The following is a 22,941-nucleotide window of genomic DNA, read 5'->3' as shown; positions in this document are numbered from 1 at the left end:
TCTCTAATTTCAGCAAAAAAAAAGCGACTCAAGGGATAAACCTTCAAGTCGCTTTTTATTTCTGTTTACTCTATAAAATCAACCACATTTAGAAGAGCCGCAATCCTTGCAAGTTAAGCAACCTTCTTGATAAATAAGATTAGAGGAGCTGCAACTGCTGCACTTTTCCTTATTGGCGATTGTCCCATCGGCAACGTAGCGTTTGAGGGCACGTACCACACCATTCTTCCAGGTGTTAATGGATTCACTATCCAATTGCAGACTGTTTATCAAATCCACAATCTTGTCTATATCCATTCCATGGCGCAAAGTGCTGGAAATGAGTTTGGCATAATTCCAAAATTCTGGATTGAATTTATGTGACAGTCCTTCAATCGTGGTTTTATAACCACGTTTGTTTCCATATTGGAAATCATAACGCGAGCTGCCGTCTTCATTACGGTTTTTAATGATGAGACCCTCATTGACCCAGCGTGGTATCAAAATACCATCCTCATCGTCGGCCATACCTGTAAATACTTCATACGGTCGGCCATCCACCAAACCAATGAAAGCGATCCATTTGTCTTTGTTGTTTTGAAAACGAACAACATCAGCCGTCAAGGTTTGTGGGCGCTTGGTTGGGAAATTACTATCCCCAGTGTTATCCTCGTCTTCCGTTTTCTTTTCTTCGTTAGAAATAAGAACACCAGAGCGTGAGCCATCGCGATACACAGTAACGCCTTTACATCCGGCCTCCCAAGCTTCAAGATAGAGCTTTCCTACCAGTTCCTCACTGGCGTCATTTGGCAAATTAATAGTGACGCTAATGGAGTGGTCGATCCATTTTTGAACAGCGCCTTGCATTTTAACTTTGCTCATCCAGTCCACATCATTGGAAGTCGCTTTGTAATACGGTGATATTTTAATCAATTTATCCAGTTCAACCTGCTCGTATTTTTTATCGGTGTCATGACCGTTGATTTTCATCCATTCTTTGAATCGCTGATGAAATACCACATATTCTTCCCAAGAATCGCCAACTTCATCCACAAAATCCACGCGGGAATTTTTGTCGTTTGGATTCACTTTTCTTCTGCGTTTATAGACTGGAAGAAAAACAGGCTCTATCCCAGAACTGGTTTGGGTCATCAAGCTGGTTGTGCCTGTTGGCGCAATGGTAAGCAACGCAATATTACGTCGACCATGTTCCAACATATCATAGTACAGCTCTTCATCGGCTTCTTTCAATCTCAGGATGAACGGATTGTTCTTTTCCCTTTCGGCATCAAAGATTCCAAAAGCGCCACGCTCTTTCGCTGTTTCCACAGAAGCACGGTAAGTAGCCAAGGCAATTCTTTTATGAATGTCCACTGAAAAATCAATCCCTTCCTTACTCCCGTAAGTAATTCCTAAACCAGCAAGCATATCGCCTTCGGCAGTGATGCCAATACCTGTGCGTCGGCCTTCGCCTGCTTTCTTGCGAATATTCAACCAAAGGTTTCGTTCCACAGCTTTAACGTCTTCATTTTCAGGATCTGCGTTTATTTTTTCTAAAATTTTATCTATTTTTTCCAGCTCCAAATCAATGATGTCATCCATGATGCGTTGCGCGGCATTGATATGCTTTTTGAAAAGCTCATAATTGAAGTGCGCTTTTGCAGTAAATGGCTCTTCCACGTATGAAAATAGGTTGATGGCCAACAAACGGCAAGAATCGTAAGGACAAAGCGGAATCTCACCACAAGGATTGGTGGAAACAGTTTTGTATCCCAAGTCGGCATAGCAATCTGGCACCGATTCATTGATCACTGTATCCCAAAACAGGATACCAGGTTCAGCAGATTTCCAAGCGTTGTGAACAATCTTTTTCCACAAAGTATTGGCTTGTATTTCTTTAGAGAATTTAGGATTGTCGCTAAAGATGGGATATGTTTGGGTATAAGGCGTGTCGTTTTTTACCGCGGTCATGAATTTATCATCGATACGTACCGATACATTGGCTCCGGTTACTTTACCCTGTTCCATTTTGGCATCGATAAAATCCTCAGCATCGGGATGGTTGATAGATACCGAAAGCATAAGCGCCCCACGGCGACCGTCTTGAGCAACCTCACGGGTGGAATTGGAGTAACGCTCCATAAAAGGCACAAGTCCGGTAGAGGTGAGTGCCGAGTTTTTAACACCAGAGCCTTTTGGCCTAATGTGCGACAAATCATGCCCCACGCCGCCGCGGCGTTTCATCAATTGCACCTGCTCTTGATCGATTTTCATGATACCTCCATAGGAATCACTATTGCCATCGTTACCAATCACGAAACAGTTAGACAGCGACCCCACTTGAAAGGGGTTGCCAATGCCAGCCATAGGACTGCCTTGAGGCACAATGTACTTGAAGTTTTTGATGAGATCAAACACTTCGTCCTCAGTCATGGGATTCGGGTATTTCTTCTCAATACGTGCAACTTCCTTGGCGATACGCTTGTGCATATCGTCTGGCGTTTTTTCATAAACATGGCCATCAGAATCTTTAAGAGCATATTTGTTAACCCAAACTCGGGCGGCGAGGTCATCACCTTTAAAATAGTTTAACGAAGCTTGAAAGGCCTGCTCTTGGGTATAGGTTTGAGGGACGACTTTCTTTTCTTTTACAGGCATATCTTTTTGAATATTATATTGATTAAATTACTTTTTGTAGACTTACAACTTTTGTAAAGTAACAACATTTTATTGGACTTAAGAAAATAAAGTTATCAAGAAAAATGTGTTAATTGTTTGATTTTCAATATTATAAATATTTACTAACATTAAAAAGTTGACAAATATTTAAAACATCGTAGGATAAAGCTTTGTCGTGTGTATCGTCTTGATAGGGCGGGCTTTGCTAATTTTTGCAGCAACATATTTAGATTACAAGTTGAAATTTAAAACATCAAAAGTGTGTTTCAAGGTTTCTTGAAGAACTCTAAATCATGTGTTTTTTTGATTTGCGATTGGCCTCATCAAAGAGTTTCAATTTTTGTTGCGCATTGGAAATCGAATAAAACCTTTAAGAAAGAAATCTAAACCCAATCGCTGCCATGAAACCACAAAATGTAAATGGGCTCATGATAATTTTGTAAATTCACAATGTTAAAAAAATCTCGCTGTAATTATAAAAAACCTCCATGAAAAACACCATTTTAGTCATCGGTTTGACCCTAAGCTTTTTAGCTCCAAACTTAAGTATATCTCAATCAAAACGTCAAAAGAAGAAAAACAAGGCAAACACCGAAATCAGCACTCCGAAAAAGGACGAAAGCAAAATCAAAGCTTACAACGAGGTCATTACCAAGGCTGCCATTACTGATGAAGGCCTTTTTAAAGTGCATAAAGTAAAGGAGAACTACTTTTTCGAGATCCCAGATTCCCTGCTCAATAAAGACATGCTCTTGGTAAGTAGAATCGCAAAACTACCTGCCAATCTAGGTGGTGGTTACATCAATGCTGGTTCTAAAACGGGCGAGCGCATTATTGTTTGGCAACGTTTTGAGGATAAGATCTTGATCAAGGAACGGTCCTATAATGCGGTCGCCGATGAGGCCTTGCCGATAAGTATTTCGGTACAATCCAATAATTATGAGCCTACGCTGTTCGCTTTTGATATTGAGGCCTTCAGCCCAGATTCTACTGCGGTGGTGGTTGACGTGACCAAGTTTTATAATACAGATGTAAAAGTGATTAGCGGCCTCTCAAGCCGCTTGCGGGAGTCGTATAAAGTCAAGAATTTAGACAATTCCCGAAGCTTTATCAATAGCATGAAAAGTTTTCCGAAGAATATAGAAGTGGTGCAAGACATGACCTATACCGCTTCCGAGCCTCCATCGGCTGAAACTGCCGAAACGATTAGCCTTCAGATGAACCAATCTATGGTATTATTGCCAGCATCGCCTATGCAAAAGCGTTTTGCCGATGAGCGTGTGGGTTGGTTTACCTTCAGTCAGGTCGATTATGGCAGCGAACAGCTCAAGGCCGATACCAAAACCTACATTCGCAGATGGCGTTTGGAACCCAAAGATCCTGAAGCCTATGCCCGAGGGGAATTGGTGGAACCCGTAAAGCCGATTGTGTATTATCTCGATCCTGCCACACCAAAGGCCCTTCGGAAATACATAAAAGAAGGCATCGAGCTATGGCAAGGTCCATTTGAAACTGCTGGTTTTAAAAATGCCATTATCGCCAAAGATCCGCCAACCAAAGAAGAGGATCCAGAATTTAGCCCAGAGGATGTGCGTTATTCTGTAATTCGATACGTGGCCAGTGAAACTAGAAACGCAGTTGGACCGAGCGTTTCAGACCCTCGCAGTGGTGAGATCATCGAGAGCGACATTATTTGGTACCACAACCATTTGCGTTCTTATCGAAACCGATATCTATTGGAAACCGGAGCAGCAAATCCTTCCGCAAGAACCCTGAACACGCCTGCTGAGGAAATTGGTGAAATGATGAAAATGGTCATCGCGCATGAGGTGGGGCATGCTTTAGGCCTTCCGCATAATATGAGTGCCAGCAAAGCTTATGATGTGGAAAGTTATAGAGACGGTGCCTTTACCCAAGAATTTGGCATCGCAGCCACCATTATGGATTATGCCCGTTACAATTACATCGCCCAACCTGGGGATGAGAACATACGATTCATCAGGCAAATTGGCCCTTACGATCACTACGCCATCAATTGGGGCTACCGTCGCATTCCAAACGCCTACACAGCAGAGGCGGAGAAGCCACTTTTAAATGCCTGGATACTTGAAAAGGAAGGTGATCCCAAATATGTCTTCGGAAAGCAGAGCAGTAGGTTCGACCCTACGTCCCAAACCGAAGATATTGGTAACGACGCAGTTCTGGCATCCACCTACGCGCTGAAGAATTTGAAATATGTCGCAGCTCATCTTCCGCAGTGGACCAGTGACCAAACCAACGATTATGACGATCTCGAGGAATTGTACGGGGAACTGTTGAGCTGTTACAACCGCTATGTCAACCATGTTGCCACAAATATTGGAGGTGTTGAGGAGCACCTTTTGAAGCCCAACCAAAATGGCTCTTTTTATGTGGCAACACCAAAACCAGTGCAAGAACAATCAATGCAATGGCTGCAGGAGAATGCCTTTAAAACGCCCACATGGTTGGTGGATAAGACCATGCTGACCAACATTGATTATGCGGGATATACTGAAGGCCTAAGTAGATTGCAAAATCGTTTCTTAAACAGCTTGCTCGATTTTGAAACGCTTGGCAGGCTTTTGGACCACGAGACCATCAATGCTGAAAATTACGCGGCGCTGGAAATGCTTGAAGAACTTCGCAAAGGCATTTGGAGTGAAACCACAGGCTCAAGCAATGTGGATGTCTTTCGCCGAAACTTGCAGCGTGCCTACGTGGAGCGCATGGGATATTTAATGACCGGAGATTTGAACCCGAAACGCAGCAACCAGTATTTCAATGTGGCACAAAGTGATGTGCGTGCCTTGGTAAGAGGTGAATTGAACCAGTTAAAATCACAAGTAGCATCTGCAGCGGCACGCTCCGTGAATACAGTGACCAAGTACCATTATAAGGATGTTTTGAAACGTGTTGAGTTGATTTTAGATCCTAAATAGCCGATGGGGAGTAGGAAGTGGGGAGAGGGTAGAGGGTAGTAAGGTAGGGGGTAAGTGAAAAAGAAGTCATATTCTCAATTTTAGTCGTCTTTAGCTTCATAGCGAACGCGAGGGAAGAAGTGAGGAATAATGTTTTTAATTCATGCTCTACTTCAACTGTCAACTGAAGACTGAAGACTAAAGTTTAAATTATTGAAGATTAACGATTGTTAATTGAATATTATGGATTTTTGAAGTTCAAGTTCAATTTCAAGCTCAAGGCAAACTACTTAAATACTGACTGAAGGATGACAACAGAGAACGTATAACGGATAACTGACAACGGTTAACACATAACAGGTGAACATGTAACAGAGAACCGAATTATTTTTTTAAAAAAAAACGCCCCATAGCGCTCATTAACCAATAATGTTTTATCTTTTAAGGGTAACTAACCAAAAACAATTTTATGGACATATTAATTACGATTTTTAAACTCATAGTGGGCTTGAGCCTTATCAACGTCTGGATACTTCAACGTAATAAACCTACCCGCTGGCGTGGTGGCGATGCGCAAAACATCACTGAGGAATTTCAGGTTTATGGTCTTCCATTATGGTCGTGCTATGTGATTGGCAGTCTTAAAGTGCTGTTAGGCATTGCCTTGATCATATCCATTTGGGTGCCTGTTTTGGTAGCGCCAGCAGCAATTGGATTAGCGGTTTTATTGTTGGGCTCGATAGTGATGCACTTGAAAATTAAAGATCCGCTGTATAAATCATTTCCTGCATTTCTATTTATGGTCTTATGTATTTCCATTGCTTTTCAAGGACAATTGGTCTAAGCGGCATCTGCTAATATTTTGTTTTATTATAAGCTGCTTGATTACAGTGATTTGAAATTATAATACAAAAAACTTAATTTGGTTTCCAGAGCTTAAATTAGTGTTAAATATTTGATATTTAGTTTATTATATGTACCTTAAAGCCTCAAGTAATTTACTAATCTAAAACAACTATTATGGCAGTATTAAAAGTAATTGAGATCATGGCGAATTCCGAAAAAAGTTGGGAAGACGCAACAAAAAAAGCAGTACTCCATGCAGGAAAAACTGTAAAAAACATCAAGTCGGCTTATGTACGTGAGCAGAGTGTCGCTATTAAAGACAATGCTGTTTCAGAATTTCGCGTCAACGTGAAAATCACTTTTGAAGTCAGTTAATCACAACAACAATTAAAATCTTATAAAAAAGCATTCCGATAAGGGATGCTTTTTTATTTGAGTGGATGTGAAGTTCAAATAGAGGTGGAGCCAGCTAGCATTTGAAGCTGAAATCCAGAACTTCGGTATTCGATACTCCTTAAATAGAACGCAGATGACGCAGATTAAACTGATTTTCGCTGTTTTATGTATTTCGGAAATAGTCTGAATTGAATCCGTGGACATCTGCAAAATCTGCGTGCTCAGCGTTCTCATGTTGAACGCAGATGATACTGATGAAACTGATTTCCGCTGTTTTATGTATTTCGATAATAGTCTGAATTAAATCCGTGGAAATCTGCAAAATCTGCGTGCTCAGTGTTCTCACTTTGAACGCAGATGACGCTGATGAAACTGATTTTCGTTATTTTATGTATTTCGGTACTATTCTGAATTGAATCCGTGGAAATCAGCAAAATCTGCGTGCTCAGCGTTCTCATGTTGAACGCAGATGATACTGATGAAACTGATTTTCGCTGTTTTATGTAATTCGGAAATAGTCTGAATTGAATCCGTGGGAATCAGCAAAATCTGCGTGTTCAGTGTTCTCACTTTGAACGCAGATGACGCAGATTAAACTGATTTTCGTTATTTTATGTATTTCGGTAATAGTCTGAATTGAATCCGTGCAAATCTGCAAAATCTGCGTGCTCAGTGTTCTCACATTGAACGCAGATGACGCAGATTAAACTGATTTTCGCTGTTTTTTGTATTTCGGTAATAGTCTGAATTGAATCCGTGCAAATCTGCAAAATCTGCGTGCTCAGTGTTCTCACATTGAACGCAGATGACGCAGATTAAACTGATTTTCGCTGTTTTTTGTATTTCGGTACTATTCTGAATTGAATCCTTGGAAATCAACAAAATCTGCGTGCTCAGTGTTCTCATGTTGAACGCAGATGACGCTGATGAAACTGATTTTCGCTGTTTTTGATCGGACTTATGTAAAACAGAAGTAGAAAATGGCTGTGGCAAACCGTAGTAATAATCGAGACTATAATCAAAACTTCAACATTCAGCATTCAAAATTCGTTATTCGATATTCCTGCAATTGCACGCAGATGACGCTGATTAAACTGATTTCCGCTGTTTTATGTATTTCGGTAATAGTCTGAATTGAATCCGTGCAAATCTGCAAAATCTGCGTGCTCAGTGTTCTCACTTTTAACGCAGATGACGCTGATGAAACTGATTTTCGCTGTTTTATGTATTTCGATAATAGTCTGAATTGAATCCGTGGGAGTCAGCAAAATCTGCGTGTTCAGTGTTCTCACTTTGAACGCAGATGACGCAGATTAAACTGATTTTCGCTGTTTTTTGTATTTCGGTACTATTCTGAATTGAATCCTTGGAAATCAGCAAAATCTGCGTGCTCAGCGTTCTCATGTTGAACGCAGATGACGCTGATGAAACTGATTTTCGCTGTTTTTGATCGGACTTATGTAAAACAGAAGTAGAAAATGGCTGTGGCAAACCGTAGTAATAATCGAGACTATAATCAAAACTTCAACATTCAGCATTCAAAATTCGTTATTCGATATTCCTGCAATTGCACGCAGATGACGCTGATTAAACTGATTTCCGCTGTTTTATGTATTTCGGTAATAGTCTGAATTGAATCCGTGCAAATCTGCAAAATCTGCGTGCTCAGCGTTCTCACATTGAACGCAGATGACGCTGATGAAACTGATTTTCGCTGTTTTATGTATTTCGATAATAGTCTGAATTAAATCCGTGGAAATCTGCAAAATCTGCGTACTCAGCGTTCTCACTTTGAACGCAGATGACGCTGATGAAACTGATTTTCGCTGTTTTTTGATCGGACTTATGTAAAATAGAAGTAGAGAATAATTTTGGTAAACTAGAAATAATAGTTGAAACTCAAATCAAAACTTCAACATACAGCATTCAAAATTCGGTATTCGACATTCATCAAATCCATACCCCAAAAAAGCGCAATGCTAAATAGCCATTCAAAAGTGCATACATTAAGGCAGGTGCAGATGCCACCACAGAATCCTTGATTTTAAGACGCACCACAAAACCAGATAGCATCAAGATTGCCAAGCCAGCAGCACTAAAAGCAGCGAGTTTGAACGAGGCGTAAAAACCAATGGCGAGTCCGAAGCCCCCAATAAGTTGGAGAACCCCTGTAAGCGCACGTTGCTTGGCCAGACCAAAGCGCTCAAATTCTAACAGCATACGTTTAGATGTCAAACAGCTTATCCCGTAAAACACAAAGGATGCCGCAGAAAATAAAGTCACTACAGTAAGCGCACCAATCATAAACAATTTGATTTTATCAAAGATAGTTATATCTCAAGCGCTGTACTCTAAACTCACATGGGTTTTTGAAAAGTTATTTGATATATCTCATTCCCAAAGTAAAGGCCCATCGTTCTGATGGGCCTTTTTTGTATTAATCCAAATGCGCTTAGTGATATGCCAGTGGAGTTTTCCAGAAAGAGACAAAGGCTTCCTAATACAAAATGTAATTGCCTACAGTTGTTTCTGCTTCTATGCCATTTAGCCTTTTAGTGGTTGTGACTTATTCACTGCTAAGATGTTTGGCAAAAAATCCCATCATGGTGCGGTATAATTGCAACTGGTTTTCTTCTTTGCCAAATCCATGACCTTCATCGTATTTTACCATATACGGCACATCAAATCCTTTAGCGCGCAAAGCCCTTACAATTTGATCGGATTCATCGATATTGACCCTGGGATCATTGGCACCTTGGATGACCAATAAAGGTTTTTTGAGTTTATCAATGTTAAAGACAGGCGACACCTCGGTCATGATCGCTTTTTCTTCCGGAATGGATTCATCGTACCAAATGTCCTTCAGAATGGGCAGCATTGGCTTCCAATATGCAGGAACGGTATTCATAAAGGTAAAAAGATTTGAAACCCCAACATAATCAACACCGCAACTGTAAAGGTCTGGCGTTTTCGTCATGCCACGTAAAACGGCATAACCGCCGTGACTACCTCCATAAATGGCCACCTTGTCTTTATCTACCCAGCCCTGTTCTATGACGTATTCCACACCATCTTCAACATCATCCATGGCTTTGCGGCCAATCTGTTTGAAACCAGATTCTAGAAACTCCTTACCATAACCGCCAGAAATTCTAAAGTTGACCTGAAGCGTGGCATACCCGCGACTTGCAAACAATTGTGTTTCGGGATTGAAGCCCCAAGAATCACGAACACCCTGCGGACCACCATGGGGATTCACAATTAATGGTACTTGTTGTCCATCGATAGCTGCTTTTGGTAGCGTGATATAACCATTGATGGTCTTGCCATCACGGCTCTTAAAACTGATAGGGCGCATCTCGGCCATATCTTTTTCCTTAAGCTGTGGCATGAGGTCGTACAATAATTCGAAGCTGTCATTTATAGCATCATAACTATAATAGGTGCCATAGAGTTTGTCACTTTGGATCAAAATTAAATATTTACTTTCGTCGTCGGTAACATCGGCAATGGAATAATTGTAATTTGGAAATTTGCTTGTGATTTTAGCATGGAGCTTTTTATAATAGTCACTCACAGGAACAATTATTTCTTTTTCGCCTTCATAACTGAAATAATCCAATTCATAATTACGATTTCTTGACAAACTTAAGCCGCTCGCATCATAATTTTCATTTTTAAATAGCGTCTCAATGACCTTATCTGCCTTGAAATCATATAAAATAATTTGGCTTTTATCACTCTCTAAATTTGAAATCACATAGGCATCATCTGGATTCTCGGTGGTATAGTTAAAAGACACAGGGGAGAACGTATCCTTCCAGCTCAACTCCTTAAACTTATCGTAGGTTTTACCATCAAGGGTATAATAATAGTCGGTATTCACGCCATTTCTTAATTTTACATAGCCACGTAAATTTCCATCTTTGTCAAAGGCATAGTTCATTATTGGATTGGCAGGATCTTCGTTTTTGAATAATTGGGTAATTTCTCCGGTATTGATATTGATTTTAAAAGGTTCAAAAATTTGCGGATTATTCTTATTCATAGAAATGATCATGTGGTTTTTATCATCTTTAAGCTCTTCCAACGGTTCCACACGCACGCCATCAAAGGGAGTTAGTTCCTTGAGACTGGAACCATCAAGGTCGACGGCAAACAGGTGGTAATTTTCATTACCGCCTTTATCCATTACAAAAAATAGACGCTCATTATTGGCCCAACCATAAGCACGAATGAGTTCTTCTTTTTCCTCAATAGCACGAGAAATGGCATTGGTTGCAAGGTTTTTGACATAGATATGGTTTTTGCCGTTCTCATCTTTTTCGCGGTAAGACAAAAACTTGCCGTCGGGCGAAAAACTAAAACTACGCGCTTTGGGTTTGGCAAAGAAATCCTTAACCTCATATTTGTAGGAGGTTGTGTCCCAATTGGCCAAGGCTTCCAATTCTTCATCGGAAGTTGGGAGGGAGGTATCCCCAGGAATCTTTTTATCAAATTTTTCCAGGATTAATGGCAGTTCGGCGCCACCTTGATAAAAGGTTCCGGTTAAGGTTTGATCGTTGAGGGTCGCAACGTATTTGAGCCCCAGTTGACTGGCAGTAACGGTAAGCACATTATCTTCCCAAGTGGTGGCATCGGTAGGGATACCAATGGCGCCTTGAGCAGGACTATCAATCGTGGTTGAGAGGTCGTCGTTGCTTTTTGAAATGTTTAAGGTAATTGGCAGTTCGTTGCCTTGAACATCCAAAATACCCTTGAAGGATCCTTGAATGTCTTGTGCCTCACTGATGTTGAAGGCACTAATGAGGAATAAGGTAACTAATCCCAAGATCTTGTTTTTCATAATAACAGGTTTCAAATGATGCAGGTTATTTTAATTGAACTTGGGACTGAGCTAATGATTGGAAGGTTTATAAATACCTTTTTTTGCAATTTTACATCCAATAAATTAGTATTGGACAAAGCTTAACAAATACTAATAGACTAATATTCAGTTTTTAGGGAGAATATAAATATATAAAAAGTATAGAAATGAAATCGATATATTTCATTTTATATTTATCGTCATTTAGTTGTCTTAAGGATCGTTCATTTAAATACGGTAAAATAGACATCGAATACTATAATGAGGAGCAAGGCTCCGGTTAATTCGGAGTGAAGATAGTGTATGGACGGGAATAGGATTCGAAACAATTCTATTTTACATAATATAAATTATAGGACAAATAGAAGTAAATAGATGATAGATCTTTTTCTGTTCTATTTTACATAGTTGCAGATGTGATGCCTTTAGATCAATATCGATAGCAATTATGTAACAGCCATTTAACGACCTACTGTTTGTTAAAAATTCGTAACCTCTCTCCTAATATATTAAATAAATTTTTACGTGGTCAGAAAAAAATGTAAGAATCTTGGATTATTCCTTTTTCTACCTTTAATTTAGTAGAAAACTTATTTTCATTGAACTTCTCTCTATCTTCATATATAGCAATAAGTTTTATTATTTGATTCCAAATTTGAAATAAATCTTCAACTTTTACTTTTAATTCATCAGCATTTTTAGGAGTATGATGAACTGCTTTATTTCTATGCCTAAATAAGTGTTTAATAGAATCTAACTTAATACTTCCGTTTTCTAGTTCATCTCTACAAATAAAAATTATAATGTTGAGAATTTTGCCTTCAGATAATTGGTTGTAGACAAAATTATCAATAATATCATTATGATTTAAAAATAATAAGTGTCTATTAGTAAGGACTTCAACAAAAAGAGCCAAATTAGAAATATGACCTAATATTTGAATACTTTTTATTACATGCTTTTTTGGAATCTTTGGTTTTTTATTAGATACTATCTCATTAACTTCATTATGTGCATTTAAAATTTCATTAAGCGTTTCGACAGTAAGAAATTGAACTAATCTTTTGTCACTTCTTAAATAAGTAATAGAACCCTTTGGAATACCTCCTTCTTCAATAAGTTTTAAATCTTCTTCACTAAATTGCACATCCTTTAATTGTTCAACAAGTACTAATTTTTCTAAATCTTTAGTAAATATTTCATTAACATATTTGAATGATTCTTCAAGATAAAAGTTAGCAGCATCTGAAAGTTTTAAGAATGAGTCAAGATTAAATTTACTTTCCATATTTATACCTCTTGTACAATACCATTATCTTCTAATGAAATAAAGTATTCAGCATCGTCATCGTCAGGTAATTGAAAAACAAGGCTGCCTAAAGTTTTTATCTTTGGCAAAATAGTTCCAGCATAAAACCTCTTTAAACCACTAGTTTTAGCAAAATCTGAAAAGCAATTAAGATGGCCATCTAGGAAAACAGGAAATATAAAATCATCATTATCAACTAATTTTAAACCATAAACATTATTATGTGTTTTTGTAGGTTCTTTATTTAAGTTAACAACTTCAATATTCATAAGCCATAAAACAGCGCTATTTTCTAAATCATTTATTTCTTCAGGCTCATCTATTTCAGAAAGGTTTAATTTTCTAAAAGAATTCACTTTTATGCGAAATTGATTAGCTTCAAACAAGTTATTCCTTTTTTCACATTGTAACCATGAACCACTGGTTATTGCCTCTTTAATTGGAACCATATTTTACTGTATAATTTGATTTATTTCTTGTCATTTATTTAAATTTTTAACACAAAACTATAATATATTTATATTTCTTGCACTACACCGTTATTTTTAATTGAAATAGAATATTCTGCGTCAGCATCATCAGGTAATTGAAATACAATGGAACCAACGGCTTTAATTTTAGGTATTAACTCTGTATAACCAAACCTATGCATTCCTGAAGTTTTACTAAATTGAGAACCACTTTCTAAATGACCATCTTCAAAAATATGAAAGCGAAATCCATCTTGGTCTATTAATAATAAATATGGTGGGCCATATCGTGGATGTATTGGATCTTTTGTGAGGTTAATAAATTCAATCTGCATTAGCCATAACATAGCACCTTCATCAATTGTACCTATTTTGTCAGGATTATCAATTTCAGTAAGAACCAATTTTCTAAAAGAGCTTATTTTTAATCTAAATTTAATTAGTCTATCGTAATCGTTACATTCACAATGTAACCATGAACCACTATTAATTGCTTCTTTGACTGGTACCATATTTTACTTTATAATTTGATCTATTTCTTGTAATTCATTTAAGTACTCTGCGCAAAACCAAGACCAACGTTCACATTTTTTTTCAAAACTTAAAGTCTTTATAGGGTTAGGTACAAATTTTATTTTAAAGTTATCATTATTTATGACAAGTGCGATAAAATAATCTGAACCATAATTATGAGCACTAGAATACTCATTGTTAGAAATTTTAAAAGGCTCTGAAAAAGTGTTTACACTTTTTACTTCAATGTAAATCCTTTTACCATTATGCAGCATCATTTCTAAATCATAACCTAAATTAGCTTCTGTTACATCTTTTACCGACAAAGCAACGTTTAGTGCTTTCAAATATTCTTGTGCATTTTTTTCAGAACTTCTCCATTTTTTTATTGTAGGTGCCACTTTAAAAGTAAATGGTTTATTTAATGTTGGATTTTCATCAATCGCCTTTTGGACTTCAATTTTCTTATCAGAAACTATACTTACATTTTGATTAGATTCAGTTTCCATTTTCTTAAAAAACAACTTCACATCTGCTACATCAACATTGTTGTTTAAATAATTAATGAAATTATCATCTAATTCATTACTCTTACTAATCTGAAATGCGCTTAAAACACCATTTTTAGTCGGGAATAAACTTAACTGTTTTAATTGTTCAATTACTTTCAAATCTAAATCATATCTATATTGAGCAATTATCTTTGAATAGACTTCTGCATAACCAATTATGGATAAGTTCACATCATTAATATTCTTTAAAATATCCTTAATGCTTAATGTTTTAGCATTTAATGATTTCAAAATAGTAAATATTTCAGGATAAGTAGAAACTAAATTTTTGCTTATTGATTTTATTCCATTCTTACTAACTTTTTCATAATCTTCGAAATTCAACCAATCTGGTTTGATTCGTATTGAATCAATAACAGATTTTAATTTTTCTTCTATTGCATTGAATAATAAATTTTTAAATCGGTTTGAATCTGTTGTTTGAATGTTTATAAATGGTGTAAAAAAACCTTGTTTTGAAAGGTCTCCATTTAAAATATCTACAATATTTTTAACTATAATTTTTACTGCATTATTATATGACTTTTTTGATAAGTCATCCATATCAACAGATTTACGAGAAGGATCTGTTGTATAATCACCATTAATTTTAAGGAATGCACCAGAGAATTCATTTGTTGGTGTAAAGGAATGTATTACAGATTCTTCATTTAAAGCAGGAACTATAACTCCATTTTCTACTTTATAAGCAACTAAATCTGTTTTATTATTTTCTAAATGTTGAATTTTCCATTCATCAACAAATTCGTCTTCAATGAGTTGTACAACGTCATTATTCTCATCATAATTATGCTTAACAAATATGTTTCTATGTATATTTTTATAATCAATATGTACTTCGTTCAAGTTTTTTAAGAATAATAAAGAACTTCTGTCTAAACTATTTAACTCTTCTCTTGAAATTTCTTCAATCACATTACCAAAAACAAAAACGGTGTTATAATTAAATTTGCTAATGATTTCAGAAACTTGATTTTCTAATTCAATATCTTCTGTACTAAATATATGAGGAATACGTATTAAAGGAACATCTATTATATTATCAAGTGCTTGTATCGTTTTTTTCTTTCAAAGCTAAATTTAAAATTACCACTTATTATGTTTACGACATTAGCAATATTCACAACTGATTTAAAACCAATACCTCTATATCCAATTGTTTCTCCTCCTCTATGTTTATTTGATGAACCACTTCGACATAATGCTTCGACATCATTTTGCGTAAATGGTTTTCCGTTATTTCCAACAATAAATCCATTATTAAAACTATGTATTCCAAATTTAGAAGCTTCAGCATCATCAGCATTTTGCATCAATTCTATAAGAGCTCTTGTTTTATAACTTTCAGCAATATATTGTTCGACTTTTGCTAAATCCTTAAATAATTTTGGCGCAGCTTTAGCTTCTTGAATAAATTCTTTCCTTAAATTTTCTATCATCTTTTGGTTAAGTTGCTGTTTTGTTATAGAAATAACTTAGAATGTTAATTCAAATATAAACCATTCCACACACATTCCACTGTGCTCCTATCGTCGCTTCGAAAAAACCGTGTTTACCCGCTCCACTCCTATTTACTCATACTTATATATTTCTTATTTGAAATCGTTAATCTTCAATGTGATAACTGAGAGCTTATAAATCTTGTAAATTCGATTTCATCAAAAGTGCAGAAGCAACTGTTTAGCATAAATTTTCCATAACTTATAGAAACAACCGTCACTTTTACCCACATCGAGCAACGAAAATTTAGGACCGCTTTAATTCAAAAATAGAAATCGTGTGAGTTAAGTTCAAATTGCATTACGCGGAACATTATAGAACATTTTATAGCAGGGTTTACCTCGGGATGAAGCTATTTATAACAAAGATGGAACGTTGGCGAAATTATGATATTTAGTACCAGGCATTCTACTTAAAATAATGATTAGCTTTATCTTTGCAGTACTCAATAAAACAGCACTCATGACCACTAAAAAACAAACTTTAAACGTTTTAGGCGAACCCTTGGAAAACTGCTCTTGCGATCCTATGACCGGGTATTTACGCGATGGGTTTTGTAATACCACGCCAGACGATTTTGGAACCCATGTGGTCTGTGCCATTGTTACGGAAGCCTTTCTAGAGTATTCCTTATCAAAAGGGAATGATTTAATCACTCCAGTACCGCAGTGGAATTTCCCCGGATTAAAGCCCGGCGACAAATGGTGTTTGTGCGTCTCCCGCTGGAAACAAGCCGAAAAAGCCAATGTCGCACCACCAGTGGATTTAAAAGCGACCCATGCCCTTGCTTTGAAATTTGTTTCGTTGGAGCTTTTGAAAGCGTATTCGGTTTAATTGGTTTCATTTTGAGTAACAGGCTTAACGCATCCCGAAAAGTATAGTTGTTATTTCTGCGTAAATCCGCGAGATCTGCGGAACTTATTAGCATTTGCGATTGTCAATGTTTCCCGCTGATTGCGCAGATGTTCGCAGATTTTATCAACGTTAAGACTCAACCCAAAAGAAGCAGATGTGGTTTTTCTGCGTCAATCCGCGAGATCTGCGGGATTTATTAGCATTTGCGATTGTCAATGTTTCCCGCTGATTACGCATATTTTATTAACGTTAAGACTCAACCCAAAAGAAGCAGATGTGGTTTTTTCTGCGGAAATCCGCGAGATCTGCGGGATTTATTAGCATTTACGATTGTCAATGTTTCCCGCTGATTCCGCAGATGTTCGCAGATTTTATTAACGTTAAGACTCAACCCAAAAGAAGCAGATCCGGTTTTTTCTGCGTCAATCCGGGAGATCTGCGGGACTTAGTAGCATTTGCGATTGTCAATGTTTCCCGCTGATTACGCAGATATTCGCAGCCTTTTTATACGTTAAGACTCAACCCAAAGGAAGTAAATGTGGTTTTTTCTGCGTCAATCCGGGAGATCTGCGGGACTTATTAGCATTTGCGATTGTCAATATTTCCCGCTGATTACGCAGATATTCGCAGCCTTTTTATACGTTATGACTCAACCCAAAGGAAGCAGATGTGGTTTTTTCTGCGTAAATCCGCGAGATCTGCGGGACTTAGTAGCATTTGCGATTGTCAATGTTTCCCGCTGATTACGCAGATATTCGCAGATTTTATTAACGTTAAGACTCAACCCAAAAGAAGCAGATGTGGTTTTTTCTGCGTAAATCCGCGAGATCTGCGGGACTTATTAGCACTTGCGATTGTCAATGTTTCCAGCTGATTACGCAGATATTCGCAGCCTTTTTATACGTTATGACTCAACCCAAAGGAAGTAAATGTGGTTTTTTCTGCGCCAATCCGCGAGATCTGCGGGACTTATTAGCATTTGCGATTGTCAATGTTTCCCGCTGATTACGCAGATATTCGCAGATTTTATTAACGTTAAGACTCAACCCAAAAGAAGCAGATGTGGTTTTTTCTGCGTAAATCCGCGAGATCTGCGGGAGTTAGTAGCACTTGCGATTGTCAATGTTTCCCGCTGATTGCGCAGATGTTCGCAGATTTTATTAACGTTAAGACTCAACCCAAAAGAAGCAGATGTGGTTTTTTCTGCGCCAATCCGCGAGATCTGCGGAACTTATTAGCATTTGCGATTGTCAATGTTTCCCGCTGATTGAGCAGATGTTCGCAGATTTTTTATACGTTATGACTCAACCCAAAAGAAGCAGATGTGGTTTTTTCTGCGTCAATCCGCGAGATCTGCGGGACTTAATTTTTGCCACGCTCCTATTTACTGGTATTCTTATTTTGATTCTGACATCGTAAATACTGCGCGGCTATCCATGTTTTCTAAGGCGGAATCATATTTTGTTTAATTAAAGCTTTGCATAGTTAAACAAAATAATTATCTTTAAATAAAAAAGCTATGATGTTGAGTACTCTAATCAAAAAACAAATTAAAGCAAAGATTAAGGCTAAAATGCAGGCGAAGCTTAAAGCTAAAATGCAGTCTAGGATTAAGACAACCATCAAATCGATGGTTAAGGCCAAGATTAAAGCAAAGGTTAAAGGAGAAATTAAAAAGAAGATATCAGGCGCTGTTAACTCCTATATTATGAGCAGATCTACAAACCTAAACTGTTCAAAAACGCCTAAACTTTCAAGGGCTTGTAGGTCTTAAGATTTAGACGGCCTAGTATAAAAAAGTGTTACAGGTCTTTTGTTAGGCAACGGAATAGGTCGATTTGTATGCATCCTTTAATCTTATGCCTCATGGTTCCTGATTGTAGCTTCTTATTAATACGTCTTAACTAGCGATGCCCGGTTAGTAGCGTTTTACGCAATGGCATTATAACACAAGGATCCACAGCTCTTATTTACAGCTAAGTTTTTTGAATTCTAAAAATCGACAACAATGCCAATGCCAGGTATTGGTGACCCAAAGTCATCCCCAACAGAAATCAATCGCTCGGGTTGCACTATCGTGCCTGAAGCATCTCTGTTTAATACGTATTCCGGTGGTGATGGAATATCCTGAAATAAAATATTTTGGACTTCAATAAAAAAGTTAAGTGCAAATTTTTCAAAGTTGTATTTTTTATCAATTCGAACATCCAACTGACTGAAAACGGCTAAGGTTTCATCTCCCAATCGCGAATAATCCAAGATCACTTCGGGATAATTATCTAATGTGGCATCCAAATCTGTTGGCACAAAGGGTGTGCGTCCCGCAAAGCGATATCTAGAACTCAATTCCCAATCACGCTTCAATTTGTAACCGCCAACAAACGAAATAAGATGGCGACTGTCCCAAACTGAAGGTAAATACGTGTTGGTATCGAAACCAGTAAATTCACTATAAAAGAAGGTGTATGAGAAAATACCATAGAAATTATCCGTTAATTTTTGTTGAAAATTAAGCTCTGCCCCATAACTACGCCCCTTACCCACCGTTTCTATAGGCTCACTGCCTAACACTTCAAATCCGCCGCCTTTGTTGGCCAAAGAAACCCCATCGCGCACAGAAACCGGATAGTCTTCGTAACGCTTGTAGAACCCTTCAAAAGAAATACTACTGGATGGCGAAAAATAATGTTGGAGCCCCAAGACCAAATGATCACTTTGGGTGTAATCAACGTTCTGGTTGATCAACTCATTATTGGCATCTCTAAATCCTAAAATGGTATAAGGCGGTAATTTGAAATAACGACCAACGGAGCCGCTTAAACGCCAGTCTTCGGCAAATTCATAAGATGCCGAGAATCTTGGGGAAAACGTAGTCAACAGGGTTTCGCTTTGCGTAAAACTATCATCATCCATTCTAAAGCCGAGAGACAGATCTAAACGATCGTTAAAAAAGGATCGTGTGGCATTGGCAAACAAACCATACTTCGCAAAATCAATAGCCGTATCAAAGGTCAATGCGTTGCGTACATCGGTCGTGAGATTGGTATAATCTGAATATTGTAAATTGAACCCCGAACTTAACTTCCAATCTCCTAGAAATTGCGTCAATTCATGCCTTAATTTGGTTTCCGATTCGCGGGCATCGTTATTGAAAATCACACCTTGTTCGTTCACAGGGTCTTCATAACGCGTAAATTCATTTTTTAAGGTATTGCTGCTTAGGGTGGTTTGCATAAAACCCTTGCCGCTCTTGAAACGGTTTTTCCAACTTAAACCCATGGTATTGGTGCGCTGCTCAATGAACGGCGTTTGATCTAAGCTTGCCTGTTGGTCAATATCAAATTCTTCTAGGGGACGAATGGAAAAATCATCAATGGAGCCAAGTCCAAGAAACGTGATGGTATTGTATGCATTGATCTCATGGTTGATCTTAAATTGATAGTCCCAATAATTAGGGCGGATGGGCAAACCAATGACTTCAAATAAAAACTGAAGATAACTGCGACGCACAGATGCCAAAAAGGTGGTTTTGGATTCTTCAGCGTCCTTCTTGAATAACGGGCCTTCAAAGGTTAAAGCCGCTTCACTGGCGCTTAGCCTAAAATTCCCTGAAAGCTCTCGGGCATTCCCATTGCGTTGTTTGAATTGTAACACTCCAGATAAAGGGTTGTCATATCTAGCATTAAAAGCTGAAGTTGATAAGGTCACATTATCTATAAAAGAAACATTGATTAATCCTTGAGGTCCACCAGCACTGCCTTGGGTCGCAAAATGATTGATATTGGGAATTTCCATGCCGTCTAAATAATAAACGGATTCATTGGGCGCACCACCACGAATGATCAAATCATTTCTAAAGCCGCCAATCGATGGTGACACTCCGGGAAGCGTTTGCGCTACTTTTACAACATCATTGTTGCCACCGGGATAGGTGGCAATTTCAACAGCCGACAGTGTTTGTGTGGAGAGAGGTGTTTCTCTGGGACGCGTGATGATGTTCGCATTTGATATAACGACTTCATTTAGCGCTTGGGCTGACTCTTTAAGCACAAAATCATAGTTGGGTGTTCCTTTGGAGCGCACAATGATGTTAAACTTTGTTTGCGGCTCATACCCCAAATAACTCACGATAAGGTTATAAGATCCCGGAGGAACGCCAGAAATTTCATAGTTGCCATCTAAATTAGACTGTACTCCCAATTGTGTGCCTTCCAAGAATACGGAGGCGCCTATGATGGGTTTACCTAACTCGTCGCTTACCTGTCCGTAAATTGTTGTGTTCACTTGGCCGCTGAGACTCCCAAAAGCCAATACCGTCGCAATAAAAAATAAGCAAGACCTTATTTGAATAGCCATTTTTGTTTAAATTATATTTAGAAATATTAAACAAAAATATTAAGAAATACGTGACGCGATCTAAAAGAAATGTTAAAGAAAAAGCAACTGAGACCCTTTTTGAAATTTGATAGTCTCGCTTATTTTCTGAAAAGGACTCTAATTCCCCTGTTAAATGCTGTGGGCGTAATTATAAGTGAACCTTAAAATTTAGCTGCCTAGCGCTAAAAGCCAAATGGATTAAACTAATTATTGATAAGAAGACCGTCTCAATCAATCCCAATAATTGTTTTAAGCACTTCTTTACTTAAAGGTTTACAAAAGAAACCTCTAAGCGATTTATACTTTTTACTCTTTAGTAGGTCGCTTTCATCAGTGGATGAAGACACCATATAAATGGTTATTTGAGGTTGGATTAGAATATTGGATTTTTCAATTTCGTCTAAAAATCCCCAGCCATCAAGTTTTGGCATGTTTATATCTAAAAGCACGATTACATCATGGTCTAATTGCCCGAGAGACTCCATCTTGGCCAAACCCATCTCACAATTTTCACACTCATCAATTATTACAGAAGCATCAATAGTGTTTACCATCTTTGAAATGATTAATCTGTATATTGGATCGTCATCTATAATAACCAGTTCCCTTTTCATATTTTGGAATTTATTGTTTTTCAATATGATTTGTTTCGTTGACAATTTTTCTTATAATCTCATCCATTTCGTTGCCTGATACCCTTAATTGCTTTAAATAAAAAAGGAGTTCATCAGCGTCCATCTTTTCCATTTCAATCACATTTATGATTCCTAATATTCTAGCAAGAGGGGCACGAACCATGTGGGACTGCGTCCATGCAATTTTTCGCAGCTTTTCATTTTGAACTTCAATGGTACTGATGTGTTGCAAGGTTTTGGATACATCGTTTGATTGCACAATTAGGCCGTGGGTTGATCTACCATTAATTTCCCTGAAATAGATATCTACTTTAATTTCCTCGCCATTACTTAAAAAATGTGTGAAGTGATCACTATTCAATTCATACTCCTGTGAAATCAATTTATGCTTTATGAGTTCCTCCTCCTCTATGGGAAATAATTGCGTAAATGACATTTCTAGAAATTGCGTTAAGGAGTAGCCATATTTCTTTTGTGCTGCATCATTGGCATTACGTATTTTTAAAGATTTAGAGTCCAGAAGCCATGTAGGTTGCGGACTAAAGTTGAACAGGTTTTCATAATTGCTTTTTTCAGCTTCAATTTGATTGATGAAACTACTTCTATTTAGCGCATAAATGATGGTTTTATGTAATATTACAGGATTTATTTCATCTTTTATTAGATAATCATAGACACCTATTTGAAGACTTTTTTTCGCTAAATCTATATCTGAATACCCAGTTAGAATGACAACGGGAATATGAAAATTGTAGGCTAAAATAGTATTGATTAACTCAATCCCCTTTAAGCATGGTAAATGCAAGTCCATTAGTATCAATGAAACTTTTGTCTTAGGATTTTGCAAGTAGTCAATGGAATTTGCAAAATTGGTAAAATGTATGATTTCTATAGATTTGAATTTCTCAAGTAAATAATCCTCAATTAAAACGAAATCTCCTTGATTGTCTTCTATTATAAGAACGGACAATTTTTCTGAATAGTCTGGTAATCGTTGTGGCATA

At 37.5% G+C, this 22,941-nt stretch carries 15 protein-coding genes; 4 read left to right on the top strand and 11 right to left on the bottom strand.

The window, feature by feature from the left end:
• Nucleotides 1–78 precede the first annotated feature (78 nt).
• The gene (locus ESY88_RS06250) at nt 79–2,637 is read right to left on the bottom strand and encodes an adenosylcobalamin-dependent ribonucleoside-diphosphate reductase (protein ID WP_147086558.1); all 2,559 of its coding nucleotides are present in this window, start codon (nt 2,635–2,637) and stop codon (nt 79–81) included.
• 509 nt (nt 2,638–3,146) lie between these two features.
• Between ESY88_RS06250 and ESY88_RS06245 the strand changes: the two genes are divergently transcribed.
• The 3 genes from ESY88_RS06245 to ESY88_RS06235 all read left to right on the top strand — a co-directional run bounded on the left by ESY88_RS06245 (nt 3,147) and on the right by ESY88_RS06235 (nt 6,818).
• Nucleotides 3,147–5,618 (top strand): zinc-dependent metalloprotease, encoded by a 2,472-nt coding sequence (locus tag ESY88_RS06245; protein ID WP_147086559.1) that lies wholly within the window; start codon nt 3,147–3,149, stop codon nt 5,616–5,618.
• 448 nt (nt 5,619–6,066) lie between these two features.
• Nucleotides 6,067–6,441: a DoxX family protein gene (locus tag ESY88_RS06240; RefSeq protein ID WP_147086560.1), complete on the top strand. Its 375-nt coding sequence runs from the start codon at nt 6,067–6,069 to the stop codon at nt 6,439–6,441.
• Between the two features lie 176 nt (nt 6,442–6,617).
• Nucleotides 6,618–6,818, top strand: a complete 201-nt coding sequence (locus ESY88_RS06235; RefSeq protein ID WP_147086561.1) for a dodecin family protein — start codon at nt 6,618–6,620, stop codon at nt 6,816–6,818.
• Between the two features lie 1,971 nt (nt 6,819–8,789).
• Here ESY88_RS06235 and ESY88_RS06230 read toward each other — a convergent pair.
• The 7 genes from ESY88_RS06230 to ESY88_RS06200 form a co-directional block, all read right to left on the bottom strand.
• Nucleotides 8,790–9,143, bottom strand: coding sequence for a DoxX family protein (locus ESY88_RS06230; protein ID WP_147086562.1), 354 nt, complete (start codon nt 9,141–9,143; stop codon nt 8,790–8,792).
• A 262-nt stretch (nt 9,144–9,405) separates the two neighbouring features.
• On the bottom strand, nt 9,406–11,685 hold the full coding sequence (locus ESY88_RS06225) for a S9 family peptidase (RefSeq protein WP_147086563.1): 2,280 nt from the start codon (nt 11,683–11,685) through the stop codon (nt 9,406–9,408).
• 550 nt (nt 11,686–12,235) lie between these two features.
• Nucleotides 12,236–12,994: a hypothetical protein gene (locus ESY88_RS06220; protein WP_147086564.1), complete on the bottom strand. Its 759-nt coding sequence runs from the start codon at nt 12,992–12,994 to the stop codon at nt 12,236–12,238.
• 2 nt (nt 12,995–12,996) lie between these two features.
• A complete protein-coding gene (locus ESY88_RS06215; RefSeq protein ID WP_147086565.1) occupies nt 12,997–13,464 on the bottom strand; it encodes a hypothetical protein in 468 nt (155 codons plus the stop codon).
• A 68-nt stretch (nt 13,465–13,532) separates the two neighbouring features.
• Entirely contained in the window at nt 13,533–13,997 is a 465-nt protein-coding gene (locus ESY88_RS06210) for a hypothetical protein (protein ID WP_147086566.1), read from the bottom strand.
• Nucleotides 13,998–14,000: 3 nt separating this feature from the next.
• A complete protein-coding gene (locus ESY88_RS06205) occupies nt 14,001–15,485 on the bottom strand; it encodes a DUF3883 domain-containing protein (protein ID WP_147086567.1) in 1,485 nt (494 codons plus the stop codon).
• Nucleotides 15,486–15,604: 119 nt separating this feature from the next.
• Nucleotides 15,605–16,009, bottom strand: a complete 405-nt coding sequence (locus ESY88_RS06200; protein ID WP_147086568.1) for a sacsin N-terminal ATP-binding-like domain-containing protein — start codon at nt 16,007–16,009, stop codon at nt 15,605–15,607.
• A 523-nt stretch (nt 16,010–16,532) separates the two neighbouring features.
• Here ESY88_RS06200 and ESY88_RS06195 point away from each other — a divergent pair.
• Nucleotides 16,533–16,904: a DUF2237 family protein gene (locus tag ESY88_RS06195; protein ID WP_147086634.1), complete on the top strand. Its 372-nt coding sequence runs from the start codon at nt 16,533–16,535 to the stop codon at nt 16,902–16,904.
• A gap of 2,013 nt (nt 16,905–18,917) precedes the next feature.
• Here the strand turns inward: ESY88_RS06195 and ESY88_RS06190 are convergent.
• From ESY88_RS06190 to ESY88_RS06180, 3 genes are all read right to left on the bottom strand, one after another.
• Nucleotides 18,918–21,281, bottom strand: a complete 2,364-nt coding sequence (locus ESY88_RS06190) for a TonB-dependent receptor (RefSeq protein ID WP_147086569.1) — start codon at nt 21,279–21,281, stop codon at nt 18,918–18,920.
• Between the two features lie 248 nt (nt 21,282–21,529).
• Complete coding sequence (locus tag ESY88_RS06185; protein WP_147086570.1) at nt 21,530–21,940, bottom strand: response regulator; 411 nt, start codon at nt 21,938–21,940, stop codon at nt 21,530–21,532.
• A complete protein-coding gene (locus ESY88_RS06180) occupies nt 21,927–22,940 on the bottom strand; it encodes a response regulator (protein WP_147086571.1) in 1,014 nt (337 codons plus the stop codon). Before ESY88_RS06180 ends, ESY88_RS06185 begins: the two co-directional genes overlap by 14 nt.
• Nucleotide 22,941 lies beyond the last annotated feature (1 nt).

Origin of the sequence: Subsaximicrobium wynnwilliamsii, from assembly GCF_007997225.1 — a bacterium.
Lineage (GTDB): Bacteria > Bacteroidota > Bacteroidia > Flavobacteriales > Flavobacteriaceae > Psychroserpens > Psychroserpens wynnwilliamsii.
This window is presented reverse-complemented; position numbering and strand designations above follow the sequence as displayed.